The 22423-nt window shown below is 70.5% G+C and carries 20 protein-coding genes and 2 pseudogenes; 11 read left to right on the forward strand and 11 right to left on the reverse strand.

Annotated features, from left to right (window positions below; translation table 11 throughout):
• The first annotated feature begins 85 nt into the window (after window positions 1-85).
• Window positions 86-1771, forward strand: coding sequence for a serine/threonine-protein kinase (locus IE257_RS05820; protein WP_229920147.1), 1686 nt, complete (start codon window positions 86-88; stop codon window positions 1769-1771).
• A gap of 37 nt (window positions 1772-1808) precedes the next feature.
• Here the strand turns inward: IE257_RS05820 and IE257_RS39575 are convergent, their stop codons facing one another.
• Both IE257_RS39575 and IE257_RS38840 read right to left on the reverse strand, forming a co-directional pair.
• Complete coding sequence (locus IE257_RS39575; RefSeq protein WP_189966268.1) at window positions 1809-1961, reverse strand: early set domain-containing protein; 153 nt, start codon at window positions 1959-1961, stop codon at window positions 1809-1811.
• A gap of 848 nt (window positions 1962-2809) precedes the next feature.
• A complete protein-coding gene (locus tag IE257_RS38840) occupies window positions 2810-2932 on the reverse strand; it encodes a hypothetical protein (RefSeq protein WP_268251381.1) in 123 nt (40 codons plus the stop codon).
• A 320-nt stretch (window positions 2933-3252) separates the two neighbouring features.
• On the opposite strand from IE257_RS38840, the gene IE257_RS05830 reads away from it, so the two are divergent.
• Complete coding sequence (locus IE257_RS05830; protein WP_189965355.1) at window positions 3253-4107, forward strand: class I SAM-dependent methyltransferase; 855 nt, start codon at window positions 3253-3255, stop codon at window positions 4105-4107.
• Between the two features lie 534 nt (window positions 4108-4641).
• A pseudogene (locus IE257_RS05835) lies at window positions 4642-4968 on the forward strand (DUF1877 family protein); the annotation flags it as partial.
• A 170-nt stretch (window positions 4969-5138) separates the two neighbouring features.
• Here IE257_RS05835 and IE257_RS05840 read toward each other — a convergent pair.
• Together IE257_RS05840 and IE257_RS05845 are read right to left on the reverse strand one after the other, a co-directional pair.
• The gene (locus IE257_RS05840) at window positions 5139-6464 is read right to left on the reverse strand and encodes a calcium-binding protein (protein ID WP_189965357.1); all 1326 of its coding nucleotides are present in this window, start codon (window positions 6462-6464) and stop codon (window positions 5139-5141) included.
• A gap of 1113 nt (window positions 6465-7577) precedes the next feature.
• Window positions 7578-9089: an alpha/beta hydrolase family protein gene (locus IE257_RS05845; protein WP_189965359.1), complete on the reverse strand. Its 1512-nt coding sequence runs from the start codon at window positions 9087-9089 to the stop codon at window positions 7578-7580.
• Between the two features lie 265 nt (window positions 9090-9354).
• On the opposite strand from IE257_RS05845, the gene IE257_RS05850 reads away from it, so the two are divergent.
• Both IE257_RS05850 and IE257_RS05855 read left to right on the forward strand, forming a co-directional pair.
• A complete protein-coding gene (locus IE257_RS05850; protein ID WP_229920148.1) occupies window positions 9355-10503 on the forward strand; it encodes a sensor histidine kinase in 1149 nt (382 codons plus the stop codon).
• Window positions 10500-11162, forward strand: coding sequence for a response regulator (locus tag IE257_RS05855; RefSeq protein WP_189965362.1), 663 nt, complete (start codon window positions 10500-10502; stop codon window positions 11160-11162). The genes IE257_RS05850 and IE257_RS05855 overlap by 4 nt, the downstream gene beginning before the upstream one ends.
• A gap of 229 nt (window positions 11163-11391) precedes the next feature.
• Here IE257_RS05855 and IE257_RS05865 read toward each other — a convergent pair whose 3' ends face one another.
• Entirely contained in the window at window positions 11392-12792 is a 1401-nt protein-coding gene (locus IE257_RS05865; RefSeq protein WP_189965364.1) for an isopeptide-forming domain-containing fimbrial protein, read from the reverse strand.
• A gap of 433 nt (window positions 12793-13225) precedes the next feature.
• Between IE257_RS05865 and IE257_RS05870 the strand changes: the two genes are divergently transcribed.
• Both IE257_RS05870 and IE257_RS05875 read left to right on the forward strand, forming a co-directional pair.
• Window positions 13226-13528, forward strand: coding sequence for a gp53-like domain-containing protein (locus IE257_RS05870; protein WP_189965365.1), 303 nt, complete (start codon window positions 13226-13228; stop codon window positions 13526-13528).
• A 419-nt stretch (window positions 13529-13947) separates the two neighbouring features.
• A complete protein-coding gene (locus IE257_RS05875) occupies window positions 13948-14403 on the forward strand; it encodes a Tn3 family transposase (protein WP_189965368.1) in 456 nt (151 codons plus the stop codon).
• A gap of 121 nt (window positions 14404-14524) precedes the next feature.
• On the opposite strand, the gene IE257_RS05880 is transcribed toward IE257_RS05875, so the two are convergent.
• The gene (locus tag IE257_RS05880) at window positions 14525-15400 is read right to left on the reverse strand and encodes a hypothetical protein (RefSeq protein WP_189965370.1); all 876 of its coding nucleotides are present in this window, start codon (window positions 15398-15400) and stop codon (window positions 14525-14527) included.
• 708 nt (window positions 15401-16108) lie between these two features.
• Here IE257_RS05880 and IE257_RS05885 point away from each other — a divergent pair.
• The gene (locus IE257_RS05885) at window positions 16109-16384 is read left to right on the forward strand and encodes a hypothetical protein (RefSeq protein WP_189965372.1); all 276 of its coding nucleotides are present in this window, start codon (window positions 16109-16111) and stop codon (window positions 16382-16384) included.
• Window positions 16385-16702: 318 nt separating this feature from the next.
• Here the strand turns inward: IE257_RS05885 and IE257_RS05890 are convergent, their stop codons facing one another.
• Window positions 16703-16993 (reverse strand): hypothetical protein, encoded by a 291-nt coding sequence (locus IE257_RS05890; protein ID WP_189965373.1) that lies wholly within the window; start codon window positions 16991-16993, stop codon window positions 16703-16705.
• Between the two features lie 187 nt (window positions 16994-17180).
• Between IE257_RS05890 and IE257_RS05895 the strand changes: the two are divergent.
• Window positions 17181-17468: pseudogene (locus IE257_RS05895) on the forward strand (transposase); the annotation flags it as partial.
• 50 nt (window positions 17469-17518) lie between these two features.
• Here IE257_RS05895 and IE257_RS05900 read toward each other — a convergent pair.
• The gene (locus IE257_RS05900) at window positions 17519-18121 is read right to left on the reverse strand and encodes a hypothetical protein (protein ID WP_189965375.1); all 603 of its coding nucleotides are present in this window, start codon (window positions 18119-18121) and stop codon (window positions 17519-17521) included.
• Between the two features lie 353 nt (window positions 18122-18474).
• On the opposite strand from IE257_RS05900, the gene IE257_RS05905 reads away from it, so the two are divergent.
• On the forward strand, window positions 18475-18831 hold the full coding sequence (locus tag IE257_RS05905) for a hypothetical protein (protein WP_189965377.1): 357 nt from the start codon (window positions 18475-18477) through the stop codon (window positions 18829-18831).
• An 87-nt stretch (window positions 18832-18918) separates the two neighbouring features.
• Here IE257_RS05905 and IE257_RS05910 read toward each other — a convergent pair whose 3' ends face one another.
• Together IE257_RS05910 and IE257_RS05915 are read right to left on the reverse strand one after the other, a co-directional pair.
• Window positions 18919-19932 (reverse strand): AraC-like ligand-binding domain-containing protein, encoded by a 1014-nt coding sequence (locus IE257_RS05910; RefSeq protein ID WP_229920149.1) that lies wholly within the window; start codon window positions 19930-19932, stop codon window positions 18919-18921.
• Window positions 19933-20107: 175 nt separating this feature from the next.
• Complete coding sequence (locus IE257_RS05915) at window positions 20108-20482, reverse strand: hypothetical protein (RefSeq protein WP_189965381.1); 375 nt, start codon at window positions 20480-20482, stop codon at window positions 20108-20110.
• Window positions 20483-20655: 173 nt separating this feature from the next.
• Between IE257_RS05915 and IE257_RS05920 the strand changes: the two genes are divergently transcribed.
• Window positions 20656-21582, forward strand: coding sequence for a hypothetical protein (locus IE257_RS05920; protein WP_189965383.1), 927 nt, complete (start codon window positions 20656-20658; stop codon window positions 21580-21582).
• On the opposite strand, the gene IE257_RS05925 is transcribed toward IE257_RS05920, so the two are convergent.
• Complete coding sequence (locus IE257_RS05925) at window positions 21575-22210, reverse strand: hypothetical protein (protein WP_189965385.1); 636 nt, start codon at window positions 22208-22210, stop codon at window positions 21575-21577. The genes IE257_RS05920 and IE257_RS05925 overlap by 8 nt on opposite strands.
• Window positions 22211-22423 lie beyond the last annotated feature (213 nt).

Here is a 22423-nt window from a genome sequence, read left to right on the forward strand (position 1 = left end):
ACTTAGTCGCTGACCCGGGCACTCTCCGGACACTGTGGCGGCCTTCGTCTGTTGCCCGAGCACCGGCGTGAGCACGGGGCGATGCATGAAGGCCTCAAAGGGGCGGATCGACGCCGACCGGCTACGGTCCTTGCTGGCCGGCCTGCCGCTGCCCCGGCATCCGCTGGGGCCGAACGATCCGCAGGAGATAGCCGGTTACCGGTTGCTCGCCAAGATCGGCGAGGGGGGCATGGGCTCCGTCTACTTCTCCCGGACCCGCGGGAACCAGCCGGTCGCGCTGAAGGTCATCCGACGCGAGTTCGCCCAGGAGCAGGACTTCCGGGCGCGGTTCGAGCACGAGGTACAGGCGGCCCGCCGTGTGCAGGGCTACCACATCGTGCCGGTCCTCGACCACGACACCAGCGGGGAACAGCCCTGGCTGGCCACCGCGTTCGTTCCCGGCCTGCCGCTCGACGAGGCCCTCGCCGCCCACGGGCCGTTGCCGCTGCCGGCCATCCGCAGCGGCGGGTTCATCGGGACCCCGCAGTACATGTCGCCCGAGCACGCGCTCGGCAAGACGGTCACCCCGGCCACCGACATCTTCGCACTGGGTCTGATCGCCGCCGTCGTGGCCACCGGCCGGCACCCGTACGGCGAGGGCGCGGGCATCTCGATCGCCGCTTCGATAGCCAACACCCCGCAGCAGGCACCGGACCTCAGCGGTTACCCGGACGCGCTGCGGCCGCTGCTGGAGCGCTGCCTGGCCGCCGATGCGGGCCAGCGGCCACTGCCCGCGGAAGTCTCCGAGTGGTGCCGCAAGTCGGCGGGCCGGGAGCTGCGCGATTTCGCGGACTGGCTGCCCGCACCGGTAGCTGCGGAGATCGCGCGGCGCGAGCAGCTGGCGCAGACACCGGCCCAGCCCGCGCAGCCCGCCCAGCCCGCGTACACGCCGACCCACACCCCCGAGCCGGCCCGGCCGGCGTACGCACCCACACAGGCCTCAGTACCAGCCCACCCGGCGTACGCGCCGACGCAGCAAGCGACAGGCGGCCACCCGCACTCTCCCATCTACGACGCCCCCACGAGCGCCGCCTACGCCGCGCCGCCCGCAGCCGGCGGCCTTGCGGCCCCCGCGGCCGCGGCCTCGGGCCGCAGCCGTGTGCCGCTGATCGTCGGCGCGGGGGTCCTGGCGGTGGCATTGATCGCGGGCGGTAGCTGGTACCTGACGCGCGAGGACGGCACCGGCAGCAAGGCAACCGCGAGCGACGGCAAGCAGAGGACGGCAGACCAACCGAAGGACGCCGCCGCACCTGCGGCGCAGCCCAGCGGTTCCGCAGCCGCGCCCCAGGCCTCGGCCTCCGGACCGGCCTACACCGAGGTCTACAAGGACAAGCCGGTCAAGCTCCTGGCGGGCCGTGAATTCGGCAAGGTCAACGCCGTCGACCTGGACTTCCCCAAGGTCGCTCCGTTCGGGGACATCGGCTGGAAGGACCGAGAGCTGGAGATGGGCTTCGAGGACGTGAAAAGCAGCACCGCGTTCGGGAAGAGCAAGGGCACCACCCCCAAGCTGTGCGCCGCCGGGGCCGCCACCAACCCGATCCCCGAGCGACTGCCGAGCTCGGACCTCTCCGGCGCAGACAGCGCCATCGTCCAGGGCGATCTGCTGTGCACGGTCACGTCCAAGGGCAACCTGGCCATGGTCAAGATCGTCGCCATCGAGCCGTCGTCCAGCAAGCAGTACACGGTCCCCACGTACCTCACCGAAGTGACGCTCTGGAAGCGCCAGCCCTAGAACTCCAGCAGCGGATCGCGTCCTGAGCTGGTTCTTCTCAGGTGGTGACTACGACGGGCAGCAGCCCGATTGGGTCGGTGTGAACTCCGGGCTGCCAGTCGTTGAAGTCACCCACCACGCTGACCGGACCCGGCGGAACGTCCGCGGGGAGGACAAAGGTGACCTCGGTGCGGTCCTTCTTCCTGAGCACCGCCAGTCCCGGGCGCCCATGGAGGAGCCACCGAACGGGCGGTACGCAGGACGAGCGCCAGGAGGCCCGGGAGGGCAGAGCCCGAGCACCTGCGCCGCCGGGAGTCGCCAGGGGCAAGAGCCCTGAAGAGCTCAGCCGGCGCCGCGAGGACGAGATGCCCCTGTCCGCATGGGCCGTTCGCCGGGAGGACCGAGGCGTTCGAGGAGGTAGCGGGCGAGGTCGGCGGGTGTGGGGTGGGTCCAGATGACAGAGGTGGGGCCCTCCGGTCCACTCTGGACCCCGAGGACACTGACCTCGCCACCTGAGCGGGCTCGGCGGCGACGAATGTCCGTCGCGGCCGGGCCCGCCCAGCGTCCGCGGGTGTGCGAACCCTGACTCGGCGAGGGTGTTGATGCGCTCCTGGACCGAGCGTGGCGCAGCGGAGGCACCGCTGACCAGAGCGGCGGGACGGGCGGTGAGGTGGGCGCGGATCCGACCGCGGGCCGACGGGGTCAGCCCCGCCACGATCCGCGCCGCCTCTTCCGCCGGGAGGTCGGGCAGGAATCGGGTGAGCTGCCCGTTGGCTTCCTCCCACGAGGCCGGGACACCTTCATGCGGGACCGGGACCTGTCGGGCTGGGACCCGGTGACCCTGCTGCGGGGACTCGCCCACGGGCTGCGCCTCGCGCCGGGGTACGTCGACCTGTACGCGCACTCCTTGTGGGCACTGTTCGCCGCTTTCCCGTGGCTGCCCCAGGCGGCCGGGCCGGTGGCCGCACCGCTGCGCGAGCGGACCGCGCAGCTTTGGGACGGGGCGCCGCTTTCGTCAAGATCTCGGCGCGGACTCGGCCGCGTCCACTACGTTTTCGATCACCACCGCTGGTACCGGGAGGACCGGACCGCTATGGCCGAGGACGTCACCAGGGGCACCGCGAGCTTCATCTCCGAGATGGGCGTCTTGAAGAGGGTCGCCAGGACCGGCTGGTGGTTCACCGGCAACAAGGCGCCCGTCGGGCACCATGCGGGCGACCTGTTCCGCCTTCTCGGCCGGCCCCTTCAGCCGCTGCGGAGCGAGAAGGAAGGTGCGGTTCTCCTTGTCCTCTCCGAGTCCGGAGATTGCCCAAGCACACCAAAGCGTGCAATTCAGCTCGCAGATGCTGGGCAGGCGCATGGTCCGTGTCGCCGCCCGCAGGACGGCCTCGACCTCAGCCTCCGCCTCGGCGGGCCGTCCCTCGTCGATATCGGAGGCGCCGCTGCCCCCTCGTCTCATACCATCGGCCCGCACCGACCCGTCAAGCATCACCAAGGACTTTGTGAATCACTCCGATCTCCTCGCCAAGGCCCCTTCGCTCGCGGCCGGCATGGCCGCCGCCGATCACAGCCCAGACATCCAGCTGTCCCAGACTCGTCACCGCGCCGCGCTCGTGGCGAGCTGGCACATCGCACCAGGCTCAACCGTCCTCGAACTGGGCTGCGGCCAGGGCGACATGACCGCCGTCCTTGCAGAGGCGGTTGGGCCCCAAGGGCGCGTGGTGGCCGTTGACGTGGCCGCACCCTCCTACGGGGCGCCGGTCACGCTCGGAGAATCGGCAGCCCGGCTAGCGGCGGGCCCTCTCGGGCCACGCATCGACTTCCGCTTCGGCACCGACGTCCTCGACCCATCAGTCGACTTCCCCGAAAGCACCTTCGACCACGTGGTGCTCGCACATTGCTCCTGGTACTTCACATCACTCGGACAACTGCGAGACACGCTGGCCCGGGTACGGCCGTGGGCGCGGCGACTATGTTTCACCGAGTGGGACTTGACGCCTGCCTCCGACACCCAGTTGGCGCACCTGCTCGCCGTGCTGATCCAGGGGCAGACCGAGGCCGCAGGATCGCATGGCGAGGGCAACGTCCGCACACCTTTCTCCCGCGAGGGCCTGCTGCGGATCCTGCCTGAGGCCGGCTGGACGGCCGACGGCAGCAATCCGGTCAATACCGAAGAACTTCAGGACGGCGACTGGGAAATCGCTGCTTGCCTCGACCTGGTGGGAAGGGATGAGCGTCTGGCCGCGCTGCCCGAGCCGGTGCGACAGCTCGTCCTGAGCCAGGCCGACGTTCTCCGGGCCATTGCCCAGCCGCACGGCAACCGCGCGCTCGCCGCGTATTCAGTCACCGCGCGCTGACATACGACCCCGGCGGAGGGCCCGGACAGAATTCAGTGAGACCGACGAATGTTCGCCCACCTCCGCTTCCAGGCCTGGGATGTGGAAGGTGTCGGGCGAGCCCTCGGCCGGACCGAGGTACCGTGATCGACGTCCAGCGGAGCATGTACGGCCTCCGCGTCGCCATCGGCAACATGGAGGAAGAGCAGGAGTAGGGGGCGGTCAGCCGTCGGCTGGCGCCGGTTTCCTCGGCCGGCTGGGGGTGGCCCCCTTCCGAGCGAGACGCCTGGGCATGAGAGTGACGGCCGCTCATATGATCAAGGTCTCGGAGCCCTGGATGAGCCGTTCGCAGTCCCTCGCGTGGCGGCGGGCGCGCATGCCACAGACCGACCGGCACCCCGTCATGACGTCGGGCGAGTGCTTGCCACTGGCGAGGCATACGCCCGGCCGGCTCACCACGAGAAGGGCACCAAGCCCCGCCGCACAGAGTGAGTACCGGTTCCGGGTCGACCGACGTCACTGTCAAACACGCTCCGCATGCTGCCGCCCATGAGCATGAACGGGGAGTACCTGCGCGTCACGCCTGCCGAACTGGACCGGGCCCTGAAGGATCCCGAGTGGGCGTGGGATCTCGCCGAAGAGACTCAGGACGCGCAAGCGGAGGGTGATCCTGCACGTGCACCGGCCGAGGCGCGGCACTTCACCACGCACCGGACATGGCACCTGCTCAGCTTCCTCCTGCAGCGCTCGGCCTTCCCCGTCGACGTCGTCCACGGCGAGGAACCCCTCGCCAGCGATGACTGGGGGTACGGACCGCCGCAGTACCTGACCCCAGAGCGAGCACAGCTGGCAGCTGACACCCTGCACCGGACGACGTATGACCAGCTCATCCAGGGTGTCGATCCTTCCGAACTCGCCCAGGCCGAGGTCTACGCGCAGATCTTTGCCCCTGGGCGTTCGGGAGCTGCGTCACGGAGCGTTGAAGCGGGCCCCGTGCGTCGGACGCCGTTGCGGCGAGGGACGTGCCGGGGCCCGTTTCCGGTAATCGTTGATCAGGTGTTGCAGCCGGTTCCGGTGGTGGGGTTGGTGCAGCTGTTGTGGCCGGGTCCGCCGTCGTTGGTGTTGGTACCGGGACCGCCGTTGAGAGCGTCGTTGCCGGGGCCGCCGTCGTTGGCGTCGTTGCCGGCGCCGCCGGACAGGGAGTCGTTGCCGTTGGCGCCGATGAGGGTGTCGTTGCCGTTGCCGCCGGTGAGGAAGTCGTTACCGTTGCCGCCCTCGACGCGGTCGTTGCCGTCACCGCCGGTGAGGGTGTCGTTGCCGTCGGCGCCGCAGATCAGGTCGTTGCCGCCGCGTCCGTCGACCACGTCGTTCCCGGCGAGGGCGAAGATCACGTCGTCGCCGGGGGTGCCGGTCAGGACGTCGTTGCGGTTGGTGCCGGTGATGGTGGCCGTGGCGGTCGCGCAGGTCGCCGGGGCCGGTTCGTAGGTGATGGTGACTTGGGCCGGCCCGGTGGCTGGTCCGGGGGTACCACCGAGCGGGACGAGGTTCGACCCGCCACCGCCACCACCAGGACCTGCCGTGCTATCGCTGTTGATTTGGCCGCAGCCGCCGCCTCCGCCGCCTCCGAACCAGCCGCCTCCGCCGCCGCCTCCGCCGAAGCCGGTGCCGCCGGTGCCGCCGGTGCCGGCCGTACCGGCGGTGCCGGCGGTGGTTGGGTTCTGCGAGCATGCGGCTCCGCCGGTGCCGCCGGTGGTCTGGGTACCTCCGCCACCGCCGCCGCCGCCCTGCGGTCTGTCGCCGCCGTCGCCTCCGGTGTTGCCGGCGTCCCCGCCGGTGGCCTCGGGGACCTGGAAGTCGCCGATGGCGGAACCGTAGCCGCCGCCTCCTCCGCCGCCGGCGACGATGAGGCGGGGGTCAATGCCGGGGCTGCCGGTCAGGGTGCAGCCGGAGGCGGCCGAGCTGCAGGTGCGGACGTCGCTGGAACCGCCGCCGACGCCGCCCGGGAAGTTTCCGGTGACCGGTCCGCCGCCGGTGTTGACGTTCACGAACAGGGTGGTGCCCGGGGTGGCGGTCAGGGTGCCGGTGACGGTTGCGGCGCTCCCGCCTGTGCCACCGTTAGGCGCGTTCTGGCCTGCGGCGCCGGTGGCGGTGACGGTCAGCTGGGTGACGCCGGAAGGGACGGTGAACGCCTGGTTGGCGCCTGCGTTGAAGGTGACGGTCACGGGCGCAGCCGCGGCGGGCGTGGCGGTGGGCACCACCAGCAGCGCTGCCGGCAGAACCGCCGTGGCGAGCAGAAGAGCGGCACGCCGGACGGGGCGCCGCGGCCGCCCACCCCCGGCACCGCGTTGGAATACCTCATGTTGCAGGATCAGTGTCACGATCGGTGCTCCTGTGCAAGGGCCGCGGCACCCAGGACGCGCCACGGACGTCGGCTGATACTCCGGCCCCTGCGCGGGACCGCCCGACGATCAAGCCACACCCCTCCGGTCCGGCCCCCGGAACACACCGTCACACTGCGCCGCGATCCACCGACCAGCCGCAGCCCGTACCCGAACCGGCACGCACCCCGCCTCGTATGACGCGTCGGGCACTCTGCCGAACTGCCCGCGTTGTGGTGCGCACCGTTGCCTGTCCTGCGCGCTCAGGAGCAGGACCAGGGCCTTGGAGCGAGTGGTCCCGAGCGCGGTGGCCACCGCTTCGGCCGGCGCACCGTCGTCGCACATCGCGCCCGCGACCTCCCGGCCCACCCGGGCGGCGATCCGCTCCGGCACACCTGCGGCGCGCAGCGCGGCCCACGGCGTGTCCGCGGGCGTGGCGGTAAGCTGCCCGGCCGTCTCGGCCAGGAGCGCGGCCGGCGGTTCGGACAGCGGGACGGCAGCGTCGCGGACGACGGACAGGTGCGCGGTCCAGTCCGCGAGCGGTCCCGAAAGGTCGACGTCCGCTGCGTACGGCGGCTGCGTGAGGCGGCCTGTGTTTCGCAGGCACGGTTAGCGGCCGCGTTGAAGACGCCGCAGACGGTGAAGAACCGGGAGAACGACCGCTTCGAACTGAAGAGCCCCGACCGGCCGGGGGGGGCTGACCGGAAGCATGCGGGGCGGAGCCGCAAGGGCAGTCACTTCACCACCGCTGCCGGGCCAGGTCTGAACTGTGGTCGCCACTCGAAGCCGTCGCCCCGTACCGTCAGACACTCGCACAGCTCGTCGCGGAAGCGTGATGCTTCCGCGAACGCCTCCCCTCGAGTAGCTTCCGGCAGCAGCCTCACCTTCACGGCCTTCGTTGTGGTCAGTGCACCTTGGTCGGAGCACATGATCAGGCAAAGGCCCTCCCGGCGTCGGACGGATTCCCGGGTGAGGGACCACCTTCGACGCCCATTCGAATCGCTGGATGGGGCCGGACCGGCGGGCTGCACTCGTGGCCCTCAACTGATGCCTGAACGCCGGAACGAGTGATCACCCGATTACCCAACACCGTCTACGTGCGTGTTCGGCCGATCACGGGGTCGGCCTCGCAGTTCCCCGAGCCCCTGATGGTGAGACCGTGTAGACCTTCCCGTAGGCCCGGAGGGTTTCGGCCGGGTCGCCGGGGCTGCCTCGCAGGACGGCGTCCAGGAAGGCGAGGGTGGCTTCGGCGACGACGCGCGGGCTCTCGGTGCGGCCCAGGGTGCCGACGATCGAGGGCACCGGCGGCAGGTAGAGCGGGCCGTCCATGAAGGTGAGGTGCCCGGCGCCGGGGACGGTGAGCCGGTAACTCGTCGCGGCGCTGTTCTCGAGGGCTTCGGTGAGGCGGGGCAGGTAGCGCGGGTCGGTGTCGGCGGTGATCTCCTGGGTGAGCGCGAGCGCCGGCTGCTCGAGGGCGGGCGCGGTGGGGCCGTGGGGGTAGCCGTCCAGGTCGACGACGGCGTCGAACCGGCGATCCTGCCGGGCCGCCTGCAGGGCGGCGGCACCGCCCAGGGAGTGGCCGGCCACCGCGGCGCGGCCGGTGTCCAGGCGTCCGGTCAGCGGGTCGGCGTTCTCGCCCCGGTCCAGCCGTTCCAGCTGGGTGAGGACGAAGCCGAGGTCGGCGGCCCGGACGGCGGTCCAGCCCGCCGCCAGTTCCTCGTCCCGGTCCCGGTCCCCGCTGGAGGCGGTCGTGGCGCGGATCGTGCGGCCGTCTGCGAGGACGACGACGGCGGAGTCGTACGGGTGGTCGAGGGCGGCGACCAGGTAGCCCTGGCTGGCCAGCTCCTCCGCCCAGGCGGTGTTCTGGGTCCGCACCCCGCCCGACCCCGGGGAGAACAGGACGATCGGAAACCGTTGTTCCCCACCGGCCACCACGGCGTCGACGACCGCACGGCTGCGAGCCCGCGGGACGCCGTCGACCAGGAAGCCGGGCAGGCCGACACCGCCGGCGAGGGCCTCGGCGACGGTGCGTGCCTCCTGCTCCGTGCGTCCCAGGTACTGGGCCCGCTGGGTGCCGGCGGGGCTCTTCTGCGCGGGGTACCAGAGCTGGGCCACGACCGTGCGCCGGTCGTCCGGATCGGCGGTGAAGCTTTCGGGGCGGAGCGGGTCGGTCCACTGCGCCACCCGGGTGCCGACCGCGAAGCCGCCCGACGGCACGGGGAACTCGGGCACGGGGAAGGCCCAGGCCGCCACCGGGCCCATGGCGATCAGACCGGCGCAGGCCAACGATCCCGGCAGGGCCAGCCACCAGCGGGCCCGCCACGTCGGTCGGCCGGTACGGCGTCGCAGCAGGGGCGGGAGGGCGAACGCCGACGCCAGGGCGGCGCCGGCCAGGACCGGCAGCTGCTGCCAGCGGATCCCCACCACGCCCAGCACGGTCGCGGACGCCACGAGCACCGCCCCCGCCCCGATCGTGACGGGCCGGCGGGCGGCCGGGGGGAGCCAGCGCGCCGCCACCAGCGCGAGGGCACCCAGCAGGACGAGGACTTCCGGAAGGGACATCGACAGCCCCGTGATGGTTTCGGTCACCCGGCCATGCTCGGCGCCGGGTCCGCGCCGCCGCATCGGTCCCGGGTCGCCGCCGGTTGCCACTCCGGTCGCAACCCGGGCGGGCCGCGGTGCGACCGGAGTGGCAACCGGTCACGCCCGTCCGGCGGCCGCTCTGCGACCGCGGGAGGTGGTGGGCCTCCTCCTGCGGTCGTACCCCGGCAGGGTGCGGTCAGACGGTGGGCTCATGCGTGCCGCCGCCCCCGCGGCCTAGGCTCCGGCTGTACGCGGTGGTGGCCCAGGCCCGGCCGCCACGACGACCGATCGGCGGAGAGGTGTGACGGTGCGCCACCAGGACCGGGTACCGCCCCTGGTGTGGGACTCGGTACTGCCGGCGCTGCTCCTGCTCAACGTCGTGACCACGTACCCGGCCCGGGAGCTGCCGGTGGCGGTGGCGCTCACCGCCGCCCTGGCGCTCCCCCTGCTGTGGCGGCGCCGGGCTCCGCTCGCGGTGTTCGGCGCCGTGGTGGCCGCGGCCTTCGTCCAGTGGCTGATGGACGTCCAACTGCCCGCGGACATCGCCCTGCTGGTGGCCCTCTACACGGCGGCCACGCACACAGGCCGGCGCGGCACGCTCCTCGCCGGTGCCGTCGTGGAGGGTGGAGCCGTGCTGGCCTGCCTGCGCTGGGTACCGGACGGCGCGTTCCTGACCCCCTTCGTCGCGCTCTCCGCGACGGTCGTCGCCGCCGCCGTCCTCGGGGTGAACGTGCGGACCAGCCGGGCCTACCTCGCCGCCGTGCAGGAACGGGCCGAACGGCTGGCGCTGCACCAGGAACAGCAGGCACGGCTGGCCGTCGCCGAGGAGCGGGCCCGGATCACCCGCGAGATGCACGACATCGTCACCCACAACCTGTCCGTCATGGTCGCGCTCACCGACGCCGCCGTCTACGCCCAGCACAGGTCCCCGGACCGGGCCACCGCCGCGATGCTGCAGATCTCCGAGACGGGCCGGCAGGCGCTGACCGACATGCGGCGCTCGCTGGGCGTCCTGCGGACCGGCGAGCGGGACGCCGAGCGCCACCCGCCGCCCGGCATCGCCCAGCTGGAGGCCCTTGCCGACCAGATGGGCGCGGCCGGGCTACCCACCCGCCTGGAGGTCCGCGGCGGCCACACCCACGTCCCCGCCACCGCACAACTCACCGTCTACCGTCTGGTGCAGGAAGCCTTGACCAACACCCTCAAGCACACACCCGCCGGCACCCGCGCGACGGTCCTGGTCGAGTGCTCGGCCCAGGCCGTCGGCGTGGACGTCACCGACAGCGGCTCCCGCCCGGCGCGGCCCGCCGCCGCACCGCCCGGCCACGGCATCCCCGGCATGCGCGAGCGCGCGGCCGCCTACGGGGGAACACTGCAGGCCGGACCGCTTCCGGGCGGCGGCTGGGGCGTCCGTACCCGACTCCTCCTCAACGGCGGCGGGGCGGCCTCCGCATGACGATCCGCATCCTGATCGCCGACGACGAGGCGCTGCTCCGGATGGCCTTCGGCACGGTCCTGGAGGCCCAGCCCGACATGACACCGGTCGGCGAGGCCGCGGACGGTGCCCAGGCCGTCCGCCTCGCCCGGGAGCTGCGGCCCGATGTCGTCCTCATGGACGTCCGGATGCCCGGGACGGACGGGATCGAGGCGACCCGACAGGTCGTCGAGGTCTCCCCGCAGAGCAGAGTGCTGGTCCTGACCACCTTCGACCTGGACGCGTACGCCTTCGCCGGTCTCGCCGCCGGAGCCTCGGGCTTCCTGCTGAAGAACACCCGGCCCGAGGAGCTGCTCACCGCGATCCGCAACGTCGCGGCGGGCGACGCGGTGCTCTCCCCACGGATCACCCGGCGCCTGCTGGAGGACTTCCGTCCGCACATGGCCGACGGCGGCGCCGCCGTCCGCGACGAGCGGCTGGACCGGCTGAGCGCCCGTGAGCGCGAGGTGCTCGTCGAGGTCGGCTGCGGCCTGTCCAACGCCGAGATCGCGGCCGCGCTGTACCTCGCGGAGGCGACCGTGAAGTCCCATCTGGGGCGGATCCTGCACAAGCTCGAACTCCGCGACCGGATCCAGGCCGTGGTCTTCGCCCACGACAACCGCCTGGTCCGCCCGGCCTGAGAAAGTGTTGGGTCATCGCGTGATCACTCGTTCTTGAGGTCGTCGGCGAGGCGGCGGGCTGCTTCGGTCTCGATGGGGCCGCGCGGTTCGATCTCCTCGCCGGCGAGGCGGGCGGCGACGATCGTGCGGCAGCAGTAGGGCCCCGGGGTTTTACTCCCGGCCTTGCACCTCCGCAGGGGTGGGCCTGGAGTAGTTGTTGACAGTGGTCACCGAGGCGATCGGCTGGGGGCTACTCCTGGCCGGTGCAGGGGTCGCAGCAGGAGGGGGCAGGTTCGACGCAGATGCTGACGGTGTCGGTGTTGTTGGTGGTGTCGGGGTCCCTTTCGTTGCCGGTGGCGGTTGCGGTGTTGCCGGTCAGGCCGGTTTTGGTGGCTTTGGCGCGCAGGACGAGGGTGGCGGTGGCGCCGGCGGCCAGGTCTCCCACGGCCCACTGCCCGGTGGCCGGGTCGTAGCTTCCCGAGCCGTCGGCGGACAGGAAGGTGAGACCGTCGGGGAGCTGGTCGGTGACGGTGACGCCGGTGGCGTCGTTGGGGCCGCCGTTGTGGACGGTGATGCGGTAGGTCACCGTCTGGCCGACGGTGACGGTGGTGGCGTCGGCTGCCTTCGCCACGGTCAGGTCGGCGGCCGGTTTGACCTGCGTGACCTGTTCGTTGGAGGTGGACGTCAGGGGCTCCGGCGTGTCGCCGAGCCGGTTCTCGTAGGAGGCGGTGGCGGTGTTGCTGATCTGCTTGCCACCGCTGGCCCGGTCGATGACGGCCCGGTACTCCACCGTGGTACCTGCCGGCAGGCTCTCGGTGTTGGGCAGGCTGCCCCCTTCCACGGCGGAAGCCCCGTTGCCGAGATGGAAGACGACCTTGTTCGCCTGGGCGTCGTAGTACGCCTGGTCGTCTCCTTGCGCATCGCTCTTCGCTCCGGCGTTCGGGCCGTCGACGATGCGCAGGGAGCCGGGCAGGTACGTCGTGCCCTGCGGGATGACGTCGGTCAGGACGAGGTTCTCGGCCCCGCCGCCGCCTTCGTTCTTGGCGGTGATGCGGTACGTGATGGCGTCGCCCACCTCCAGCGGTCCTGCAGGGATGGCGGTCTTGGCGAGCACCACGTAGGGGGCGGTGCCGAAGAAGATGCCGTCCAGGAAGTTGCCGACGCTGCGGTTGCCGCCGGCGGCGGTGATGGAGCGGAAGGCGAAGCGCGTCAGCGTCTGGCCTGCCGGGACGGTGTAGGTGCCGGTGTAATAGCCCCAGGCGGTGTTGCCGTCGGTGAAGCGCCTCTGCTCCGCAGTGGAGCCCGGCGCGCCGATGTCCAGTGCCATGGTGTCGTCTCCCTGGCGGCCGCGGTGGTACAGCCGCCAGTACAGCTTCGTACCGGGCGTGGTCGGCAGGTCCTGGTAGAGCGTGGAGACCTCATTGGCGTTGAGTTCGGCGAACTGGGCGCCGTCGGCCGCCGGTACGCCGTTGAAGCCCGAATGCCACAGCTCGATCTTGCGGTCGGAGGCGGTGGTGAGCCAGCCCGGGACCCGCTTGGCCGCCTGCGTCTGTGAGGCGTCCGGCAGGATTTCCACATCGGTCACGGCGGGCTGTTCGAAGCTGCCGTTGGCCAGGGCGACGCGGAGCGGAGCAGCGGGAGGTGTGGTCATGGTTCTTCCCCTCGAGACGCTTCTGGAATGCGCCGCCGGTCGGCCGCATACTGCGCGCCGTGGCGGAGCCGAGACACCTCGTAGCGCACCGCATTCAAGTGAACACGTAAAGTGACGAATGGAGGGGTTCGGTCAATCCCGCAAGGCACGTTTACGGAAGCCGCTCCCCCAACCACTCCCCCACGCCCGTCATGGATGAAGCCAAGGCAAAGCCGCAGCCACCACACACGCCTCCCGACCCCCTCCCGGCCGCCCCGTCATGGCCGAAAGTCCGCGCTGGACCCTTGCCTGCCATCCCTCCTCGGAGTGAATCAACCATGGGCGAAGTTGACGTTCCTGGCGCAGCGCCACAGCCGAGCAGGAACGGCGCCAGTAACCGGGGGTTGATGTGACGACGGCTCTCATGACGCGAAACTGATCACGGGAGTGCGCCATGTCCATGATTCAGACCGGCAAGGTCGACCTCCGCTCGGACAACGCGATCGAGACCGTGGGAGGCAACACCTCCACCTTCACCCAGGTCACCTTCCCGACCCCGTTCCCGACGGGGTCCGACGTCATCGTCCTGACCCAGACTCAGACCTTCAACGGCCCGGAGACCCCGGGCATCCGGATCCACGCCGTGACCGAGAGTGGATTCCTGATCCGCTTCAACGAGGTCAACGTGAACGCCAACACCAGGAGCGACGGCAGGCACACGACGGAAACCGCGGGCTGGCTGGCCACCACCGTGTGACGCACCTCAGGTAGGGGCCGTCACTGCCAGCGGCCCTGACCGGCTGTCCCGGCGGTGTTCAACCACCGGGACAGCGCGTCGCATGGCCAACAGGCAATGGGACCACCCCCGCGGTACGGACCCGCACCCGCAGGGTTGGCCTCGCCGGTCACCCCGGCTGAGCAGGGGTGCTCATCCTCGCATGGCGCCGTGAGGCACTGTCAGGGGCCGGTCGGGCGGAGCCGTATCGGGAAGCCGGGGCAGGCCCGCAAACGGCACCCGCCCGCGACGTACCTGCGTCCGCTCCGGCGCGAAGCCCCCGATACGGCCCTGTTCTCGTTCGACTTCAAACTGAAGCCGAGGCTGAAGAACATCGGCTCCGCGAAGCTGTACCGGCCGGCCGCCGGGCAGGACGACAACTGGCCGAACCTGGGCCCGGGGTGCTCTCCACCGAGACGATCGACTGGGACCTGATCTCCCAGCAGTACGACCAGATCATGAAGTACGCCACCGCCTGCGTCTGGGGACCGCCGAGGCCGAGCAGGTCCTGCGACGGCGACCTGGCCGATGCGGACAAGAAGTCCCAGGAGGATTCCATGCTCGCGCTGCACCTGCTCCAGTCCGCGCTGGTGCACGTCAACACGCTGCTGATGCAAGAGGTCCTGGCCGATCCGAAGTGGGCGGACAAGCTCACCGACGCGGACCGGCCGGCGCTCTCCCCACGGTTCTGGACCCACGTGAATCCGTACGGACGGTTCGAGCTGGACATGAACAGCTGCCTCGACCTGGACCTGTCCCTTCGGGCGACGGTGCCCGGCCGCACACCCCGCACGATGAGGCAGCCGCCACCCCAGCGTGACACCCGGACTACCGAACCTTGGCCGGAGTCGTGGTGAATCCGCTGCCACCCGGGACGCTGCGGCGTCCCCGGCAACATGCTGACTGGCGCTACAGGCTTCACGGTGCTGCTTGGGGCGATCTTCGCCCACCCGGGGTCGCGGGGACTCCAGCAATGGCCTATTGGATCAGGTCGGTATGCGTGTAGCACGTCGGACAGACGTACAGCTGCAGATGATTTGCATCGGAGACCTGAATCCCGGGCGGATTCGACACGTTGTCGTCGTCGAGAACGGCGATGGCTTGGTCCTCGTACGGGACCCAACCCCTTCTGTAGTCTCGACATTCGTCCGAGGCGATGGTCAGCAGCGGGTTCATCGCGGCGCCACAGTTGATGCAGAACCGGGCGATGGGATCAGTGAGGCCCCACGGTGGCCATCCACCGACCTTCCAGCCGGGGGCGACGGACAGCTCGTCGGAGTAGAACTCCTCCGGAGCGGCCTCGTAGGAATCATCTATCGCGACGCCGGCCGCCTGCCATGCGCTCCAGTCGCTCAGCTGCTGTTGCAGCTCCTTGTCCAGCTCCAGAAAGTTGGGGTACTCGGTGACTTGCTCCGGTGCGAGCACGCACGGCTCCGGCGTGTAGCCGTACTGCGCCTCGGACGGTTTGGGTGGCGAGGGGAGGACGTGGGTGACGTCAGCGGCGGTTCGCCAGAACAGTTCGGTCGGAGGCTTGTGCTCCGGCGGGTGCTCCGAGGGGCACCACAGCACCTGGAGCAGGTCGGTCCGTCCGGGCGGCCGTAGTTGGGGCACGTCGCGCACGTACAGCTGGGCCACTGGCAGGAGGGGGGAGACCGGACCCTCGTGCCACTTGTCGCAGTACAGCCACGGCTGATTGGCAGGCCACAGCAGTGGTCCGCCGATCGAACTTTGGTGCGGTGACGGAGAACCGGGGCGGGGATGCAGCCGCGTCGCCGGGCGTGCCAGCGGAGCCAGTTGAGGGAAGACCGCAGCCACGTCGAACGGCCGCGGCGGGGTGGTACGGATGACGTTCACAGCGGCGATACTGCCAGCAGCCTCTGACAATCGGCGTACGACGAGACAGCCGCAGCCCGGCCCTTACCGCGACGGCCGCCACCCGCATCAGCATCGGTACACCGCTCTGTCGCTCACCAGATCCAGCGCGACCTGCTCCGGGATGAGGCATTGAGTCCTTGTCAAAACGACCGTCCACCAGTCCCAATCCACCAGCACACCGCCCTCTCCCACGTCCCCTGCCGATGGGCCGGCTGGATCCCGCCTGCGACCCTGCCCCGCCCCAGCACGCACCCACACCCAGAAGGGCCCAACAACCAGCGAAGTCGGGTATCGGGCGCCGCAACACAGCACTGGCGGAGGCGTGCCGCGGTGGCCGTCTCCGGCGAACGGGCGCGGCAGCGTCTTGGGCGGTCGGTGTCACACAGGCCCGGCTCGCGGCCGCGTTGAAGACGCCGCAGACGGTGAAGCACCGGGAGGACGGCCGCTCCGAGCCAAAGAGCCCCAACCCGGCCGGGGGGTGCGCTGGCCGTGGCCTGCCCGAGCCAGTGGGGGCGGCCGGGAGCATGCGGGGCGGAGCCTCAAGAGCAGCCACTTCACAGCGGATCACCCGACTCCAGCCGGACGACCCTCGCAGGAGAACGGCGCGGCCGGCTCCCCCGTTCGTGCCGACGTACCGTGCGCCTTCGAAGAGCCGACCTACTGCTGGAATCCATAGGGGTGGGTCACTTGCTCGTCGAAGGCGCAACCCGCTATCTTGAACGTGTTCAGATTGAACGCGTTCAAGAGAAAGGAGTGGTCATGGTTGGCGTCGAGGTCATCGCCTGCTCGCTGCTGTTCATCTTCGTGATCATTCCTGCGAGCGTTGGCCTCACCATCGCCAATTTCCGGGCGTGCGGCGAGCTCCGGGCACTTCGTCGGACGGCCCCCGAGAGAGCAGCAGCACGTGCGGACCCGTCCGCTCCCGCTCCCCCGCCACCCCCGCCGCTGCCGGGCCAGGTCTGAACTGTGGTCGCTACCCGAAGGCGTCGCCCCGTACCGTCAGACAACGGATTCCCGGGTGAGGGACCAGGTTCGACGGCCATTCGAATCGCTGGATGGGTCGGACCGGCGAGCCGCGATCGTGGCCCTCAAATGATGCCTGGACGCCGGTTGGGCCGCACCCCCGCGCAGGCCAGGGAGGCTGCCGCTTCTTCGGTGCTGATGGCCCCGGTACCCGCCCCATCGCCGGGACTCCATGCGGTGGCTCTGACATCCCAGCCGGACCTTGAAGAACGAGCTGAGGACCCTGCCGCCGGTCAGAACCGGCGCATCCGCGCAAGCTCAGGCGGGGGACTCGTCGCCCCGAGGGATGAGGAGCACTTTCACCCCTCCCACCTCGACCGACCAGCGCTCTCCCTGCTCAACGGCCGCCCGCCCCTCACCGAGCATCCGCGTGCGGATGTTGCGCGTCGACTCACGTAGCGCGGTCGCCGGCCTGCCGGTCATGGCCGGGTCTCGGTCCAGAATCCGCTGCACCGACCTGTCGAGAGCGGCCACGGCTCCCTCAATGTCGCCCATCTCTCCACCCGCCGAGGCAACGGACGTCACTGCCCAGGCCATCCACAGAGCCATGCCTGAAGAGTAGGGCAGGCGAGCCGCGGCTGGAGGCGAAAGCGTGTCGGGCCCGCATGCCAGACAGCAGGAAGCCCCCCATCCGCCGAGACCGGGGCCCTACCCCGCACCACCGTTCAGCGCCCGCGATGAAGTACCGAACAGCCGAGCCTGTACCGCGCACTCCCACCACACCCCGCGACCACGCCAGCTCGTCACCCGGGCCAAGGACCACCTCAGGCTCACCATCAAGACCGTGAGCCGACCCAAGGACGCCACCGGGTTTGTCGTCCTGCCCCGCCGCTGGGTCGTCGAACGCACCCTGGCGTGGCTCATGCACGCCCGCCGCCACGCCAGGGACTACGAACGACTCGTCCAGCACAGTGAAGCTCTCATCACCTGGGCCGTTATCACCCTCATGACCCGACGCATCGCCCAGAGGAAGGGCCTCTCCCGACCGCCTCTTACCCCGCTTCAGCTCGGACAGGCCGCCTGAAGACTCTCCTGAGCCACTCGGGTGAACCACGCGGCCAAGCGTTCCTGACTTCAACTCACGAGATCGCGCCAGAATGAGACGGTCGCCTTGGGGTCCCATGCCTCGTCCTGACGATCCAAGCCGGGGCCACCGAACTCCTGGTGGACATAGTCAACCAAATCGGTGCCGTAGTAGATGATGTCGGTCTGATACATCGACAAGACGGGGTGGCCATACGTGCCACGTCCCGCAGGCAAGTACCGGTGCGAACAGACAGGCACCATCGTCGGCACCGCAGCCAGACACGTACGGGCCACCATGAGGACGTCGGCCAGCACTCCAGGCTTGGCCCCCCAGTCTTCCGACCAGAAGCTGTTGTGTTCGACATCAAAGAGCACGCCGTCGGCTGGCCAGGCAAGCCGTTCGCGGAGCTCGTCAGGGTCACCGTTGCGCCAATCAGGCCAGGGCTGTCGCCGACCCGGACTGGACGGCCGACCAGTCGGCAAGCCGGCCGCCAAGAACGCACGGTGATCGTCACTGAACTCGAAGCCGAATTCCGCTTCGACCCGTGCGAACTCGGCGTCCGACAGACCTGGCAAAACTTCGACACGCCCAAGTTGAGACAAGCGGCGGGCGGCTTCCGCCCCCAACTGGGCACCTTCATTCGTAATCACGCCCCGATGGTAACGACGGCTCGACGCGGCCCTCCACGGAGTTCTGCACTGTCAGGAGGAGGACCAGGCCCCCTGGAGCGGGTGATCCCGAGCACGGTGGCCACCGCTTCGGCCGACGTACCACGGACAGGTGCGCGGTCCAGTCCGCGAGCAGTCCGGTGAGGTCGACGTCCGCCTCGTACAGGGGGTCGACGTCAGGCGCGCCCGGGTCTCCCGCATGAAGGTCTCTTATGCCCCGGCGGCATTGCGCTGATCGTCAAGGAAGTCCGCGCCGGCTGCACAGCGTGCTCAGCATCGGGTTCATAGGCTCTCCAGTGTTCGATCGACTTCGACCGCATGCAGGGGGATCCACCATGAAGAAGAGGCTCGGCCAGATCGTTATGACGGCGACCGCCGTGGCAGCCTTCGGGCTCATCACCGCCGGCCCGGCGAGCGCCGCGTCGTCCTCGTGCTCGTCCTCGGGCGGCACGATGTGTACCAGTGCCAGCATTGCGTCCAACAGCGGCCACCAGGTCTGCTTCGGCGGGAAGCACAACGCCCTGGCTTCCTGGGGACGCGCCGAGCTCTGGGACGGCGACACCGGGGTGATGGTCGGTTCCATCGCGACCAACGGCTACCGCTGGCAGCAGGCCTGCACCGGCGGGCTGTACGGCCAGCACTACTACCTGAAGGGCACGGGCGGGTTCTTCTACGGGGAAGTCTGGAACTGACCCGTCCGCCGAACGGCCCTTCCCCGCCGGTCCATGGACGGCGGGGAAGGGCCGCCGGGCCGGTCCCCGTGTCCGCGCCGGCGCCCGTCACTCTTTGCCGGGCCGCGCCGTTCCTCCGTAGCCGGCCCCGTTGCGCCTCTCGCAGTACGCGTCGGCGCTCAGCGACCGGAACTCGGTGGGGCTCACTCCGTACGACGCACGGAAGGACCGGCTGAAAACCGCCGGTCCGCTGAAACCCCAGCGGGCCGCGATGGCTTGTACCCGGTCCGCGCCGGGACCCGAGCGGACCAGCTCTGCCCGACACTGCTCCAGGCGGCGCCGGCGGATCCGGGCGTGGACGCCCTCCGCCTGGCCGTGAAACAGCTGGTGGAGGCTGCGCAGTGAGATGCTGTGGCGAGCGGCGACAGCTGCAGGCGTCAGCTCCGGGTCGCCGAGGTTGTGCTCGATGAAGGCGTGTATCTGCTGCCGCAGGACCTGAGCGCGGCCCTCGGCGGGCAGACGGTCCCCGCAGTCCAGATGTTGGGCCAGGCAGGCTGCCGCCAGGCTGACGGCAGCAGCGCTCAGACGCCCCAATTCTTCAGGCCCGCAGTCGCCGCCGTGTTCCTCGAGCGCAGTCATGAAGGACGCCAGGACCGCCGAGATCCCTCGGTCACCGGGTATCCGGCGAGCGAGCATTGTGTCCAGGCGCTGGGCACGCAGGGGTAACACCGTCCGCGGAAGCATCAGGATCGTTGCCCGGACCGGCCCTCCTCCGGCGGGCATCTCGTTGTCGGAAGGGCGGGAGGTGTCCCAGAGCATGAAGTCCCCGGCCCCCACTGTGCACGCGTGGCGGTGCTGGGACAACGACGTGGTGCCCCTGCGCACCAGCGCCAGCTGATACTGCTCCGGGTCCCCGCGCCGGATCATCGCGGGCGTGCGCCGGGAACGCAGGGGCGACAGCTCGAATCGCGCCACACGCAGCTCACCCATGTCCAGCACGGCCGCCTCTCCCCGGAAGTCGGCCGGCCGTTCACTGCTCAGCGCGGCGGGCATCACCTCGCGCGAGATCACGTCGGCGTACCAGTCGAATCGCTCCCGCGCCGGTACCGCGCCTGATGACACCGCTGACCACATCCGCTTGCGACCGACCCCAAGGGTGCATCGAAAGGATCATCGTCGGATCAGGGTTCGGTCTCCCGCGTGGCGTGCCCGGCGGGAGGTCCCCACACACGCCGCACCGCTACCGAGACCACGGACTCCATGGGGTCCAAGGGCGCGGATGCCTTCCCTCTTCTCGCTACGACATCGCCAAGGCAGCGGAGGCCGCCGGCATGGAGGCGGCGGTGGGGTCCTTGAGCTTCAGCGGCGAGGCACAGGCGGCTCGGAGGGCAGCCGGCCACGCCAGGGTCACCTTCAGCCCGCCCGATCCCGTCCTGAACCGGTCGATCACCCGCACCTCGCCGGGCACCGCCGGCGGGGCCGCCCCCGGCACGGTCAGCCGGCGCAACGACGCTCCGAACTCCCCGGCCGTCGGCTCGGCCAGTGCGTCGGCGTCTTCGTCCGTGGTCCAGCCCGACAGCCGGTCCTGATCCTCGTCGTCGTCCGCCAGGATCAGCAGCGGGCCGTCAAGGCGGAGCCTGGTCGTGCCGTCGGCGCCGTCCAGGAGCAACATGGCCGGCGGCATCTGCGAAGGGACGTTGCCGCCTACAACTTCGCGGACGGCCTTCCGCGTCTCGGCGGGCTCCCGGCCTGCCGCCGGCTTTGGCCTGCACCGGTACGGCGGGGTGTCAGCCGGGTGGGCGGCCATTACGTGCGGGCCCGGGGGCGGGCGGACAGACTGAGCGCATGCCCGTGAAGGCGCGGCGGCCGCCGTCGGCGCCTCCCAAATGGTCGTTCCTGGACAAGGCGGCGTACGTCGCGGCGCCCGGGGCCGTCGTACTCGGGCTGCTCTACTACTTCGGTAACCAGTACAACGAGGCTTACTACCGTGCGTTCGGCGTTCCGCTCAGCGAACTACCCATCTCCGTTGAGGCCGTCCTCGCGCGCAGCCCGCAGGCCCTCTTCTTCCCGGTCTGGATGCTGCTCGTCTGCGGGCTCGTCGTCCTGCTTGTGCTCGGCTGGCTCGGGCACGCCCTGGCCCGCCCGGAGAACGAGGGGCGGCGCCGCACGGCGTACCGCGTGCTGCTGGCGGTGGGACTGCTCCTGGGGGTGGTCGGGGGCTACCCCGTGTTCTTCCGGGAAGACCTGCTCGCCTTCCTCCCCGCGGGCTGGCCACGCGGGCTGCTGCCCAGCCTCATGGTGGCCCTCGGAGCCAGCCTGGCCTTCTTCGGCATCCAGGTGCGCCTCGGGCAACACGATGCCGGGCGGCGGAACCGTCGGGTCCGCGACGCCGACCGGCTGTGGCTCGTGGCCGGGGCGTTGCTCCTGGGGATGCTGACGTTGAGCCTGTTCTACGGCGTGTCCCGGTACGCGGCGATGGCGGGCGAGACGCAAGCGGTGGCGGACGCGAACGGCGGTATGAAGCGGAACCCGGCCGTGGAGGTCCTTTCGCGCCTTCCGCTGGTGCACCACGCCAAGGACATCGAGTTCAGGGACCTGGGCGCCCGAGCCGGGCCCTACCGGTACCGGTACAGAGGCTTTCGCCTCCTGCTGAAGACCCCGACCCGCTTCTACCTCGTCCCCTACTACGGGGGGTACAAGAACACCGTGACGGTCGTGCTCCCGGACGACGATGGCACGGTCCGGGTGCAGATGAAGGGCTCTGTCAGGTGAGCCCGGGCTCGGGTGTGGGAGTCTCGGTCTCGTCAGGGGTCTCCGGGGTCTCGGTCTCGTCGGGGGTTTCCGGGGTCTCGTCGGGCTGCGGCGTCGGGGGTTCGGAGGTCGTCTCCGATGCGGCCCCGACGGCCTCACCGGTCAGGGTCACCGAGAACACGGGCCCTTCGGCGGTCGGAGCGGTGACCGTCCCCGTCCACCTGCCGGGTTCCTGGGCGGTGTGGCTGACCTGGACGCTGCACGTCTCCTGGGGCTGAAGGGTGACTCCGGTGCAGCCGTCCGCGACGATCGAGAGCTCCCCGCTGTCGGTCGTGGCCTTCAGCGGCTGGACGGTCAGGGGCACCTGCTTGTCGTTGGCGAGCTCCATGGTGCCTCCGGCGGGCTCGTCCAGTTGTGCCCTCGGCACGGAGAGCGTCGCGCCACCGCCGGAGCCTCCGTCGGTGCCGGGGAAGACCTTGCCCAGTTCCTCGTCCGCCGTCGCGGTCGGGGACGTATTGGTCTCCGTGTCGCTGGTTGTGGTGTCGCGGGGCGGGACGGGCTCGGGGTCGGACCCCCCGCACGCCGTTGCCGTCATGATCAGGGCTGTCAGCAGCGTCGTCGCGACGAAGCCGCGTCTGATGTCCGGCATCACGGTGTCCGTCCCTCCGGTCCGGCTCGGGTCGGCGCCCAACGTCGCACAGTGGCTCGCCGTAAGCACGGAACCGGCGCGGTGACACTGCGTTATCACCCCGGGCGGCGGTACCGCTCAAGCACGGACTCCGCCTCGTACAGCGACATCGTCTTCGGACTGACCACCCTCGCCGGGTCGGGTACGCGCAGGACACCGCCGACGCCGGCTTCG

Origin of the sequence: Streptomyces avidinii, assembly GCF_014650695.1 — a bacterium.
Classification (GTDB): Bacteria; Actinomycetota; Actinomycetes; order Streptomycetales; family Streptomycetaceae; genus Streptomyces; species Streptomyces avidinii.

Excerpts from the sequence above, each read along its gene's own strand:
- IE257_RS05915 (WP_189965381.1), bottom strand. The coding sequence starts at position 20,482 with ATGTTGCTCCTGGACGGCGCCGACGGCACGACCAGGCTCCGCCTTGAC.
- IE257_RS05925 (WP_189965385.1), bottom strand. The coding sequence starts at position 22,210 with ATGCCGGACATCAGACGCGGCTTCGTCGCGACGACGCTGCTGACAGCC.
- IE257_RS05870 (WP_189965365.1), top strand. The coding sequence starts at position 13,226 with ATGTCCATGATTCAGACCGGCAAGGTCGACCTCCGCTCGGACAACGCG.
- IE257_RS05905 (WP_189965377.1), top strand. The coding sequence starts at position 18,475 with ATGAAGAAGAGGCTCGGCCAGATCGTTATGACGGCGACCGCCGTGGCA.
- IE257_RS05855 (WP_189965362.1), top strand. The coding sequence starts at position 10,500 with ATGACGATCCGCATCCTGATCGCCGACGACGAGGCGCTGCTCCGGATG.
- IE257_RS05845 (WP_189965359.1), bottom strand. The coding sequence starts at position 9,089 with ATGCGGCGGCGCGGACCCGGCGCCGAGCATGGCCGGGTGACCGAAACC.
- IE257_RS05865 (WP_189965364.1), bottom strand. The coding sequence starts at position 12,792 with ATGACCACACCTCCCGCTGCTCCGCTCCGCGTCGCCCTGGCCAACGGC.
- IE257_RS05820 (WP_229920147.1), top strand. The coding sequence starts at position 86 with ATGAAGGCCTCAAAGGGGCGGATCGACGCCGACCGGCTACGGTCCTTG.
- IE257_RS05890 (WP_189965373.1), bottom strand. The coding sequence starts at position 16,993 with ATGGCTCTGTGGATGGCCTGGGCAGTGACGTCCGTTGCCTCGGCGGGT.
- IE257_RS05920 (WP_189965383.1), top strand. The coding sequence starts at position 20,656 with ATGCCCGTGAAGGCGCGGCGGCCGCCGTCGGCGCCTCCCAAATGGTCG.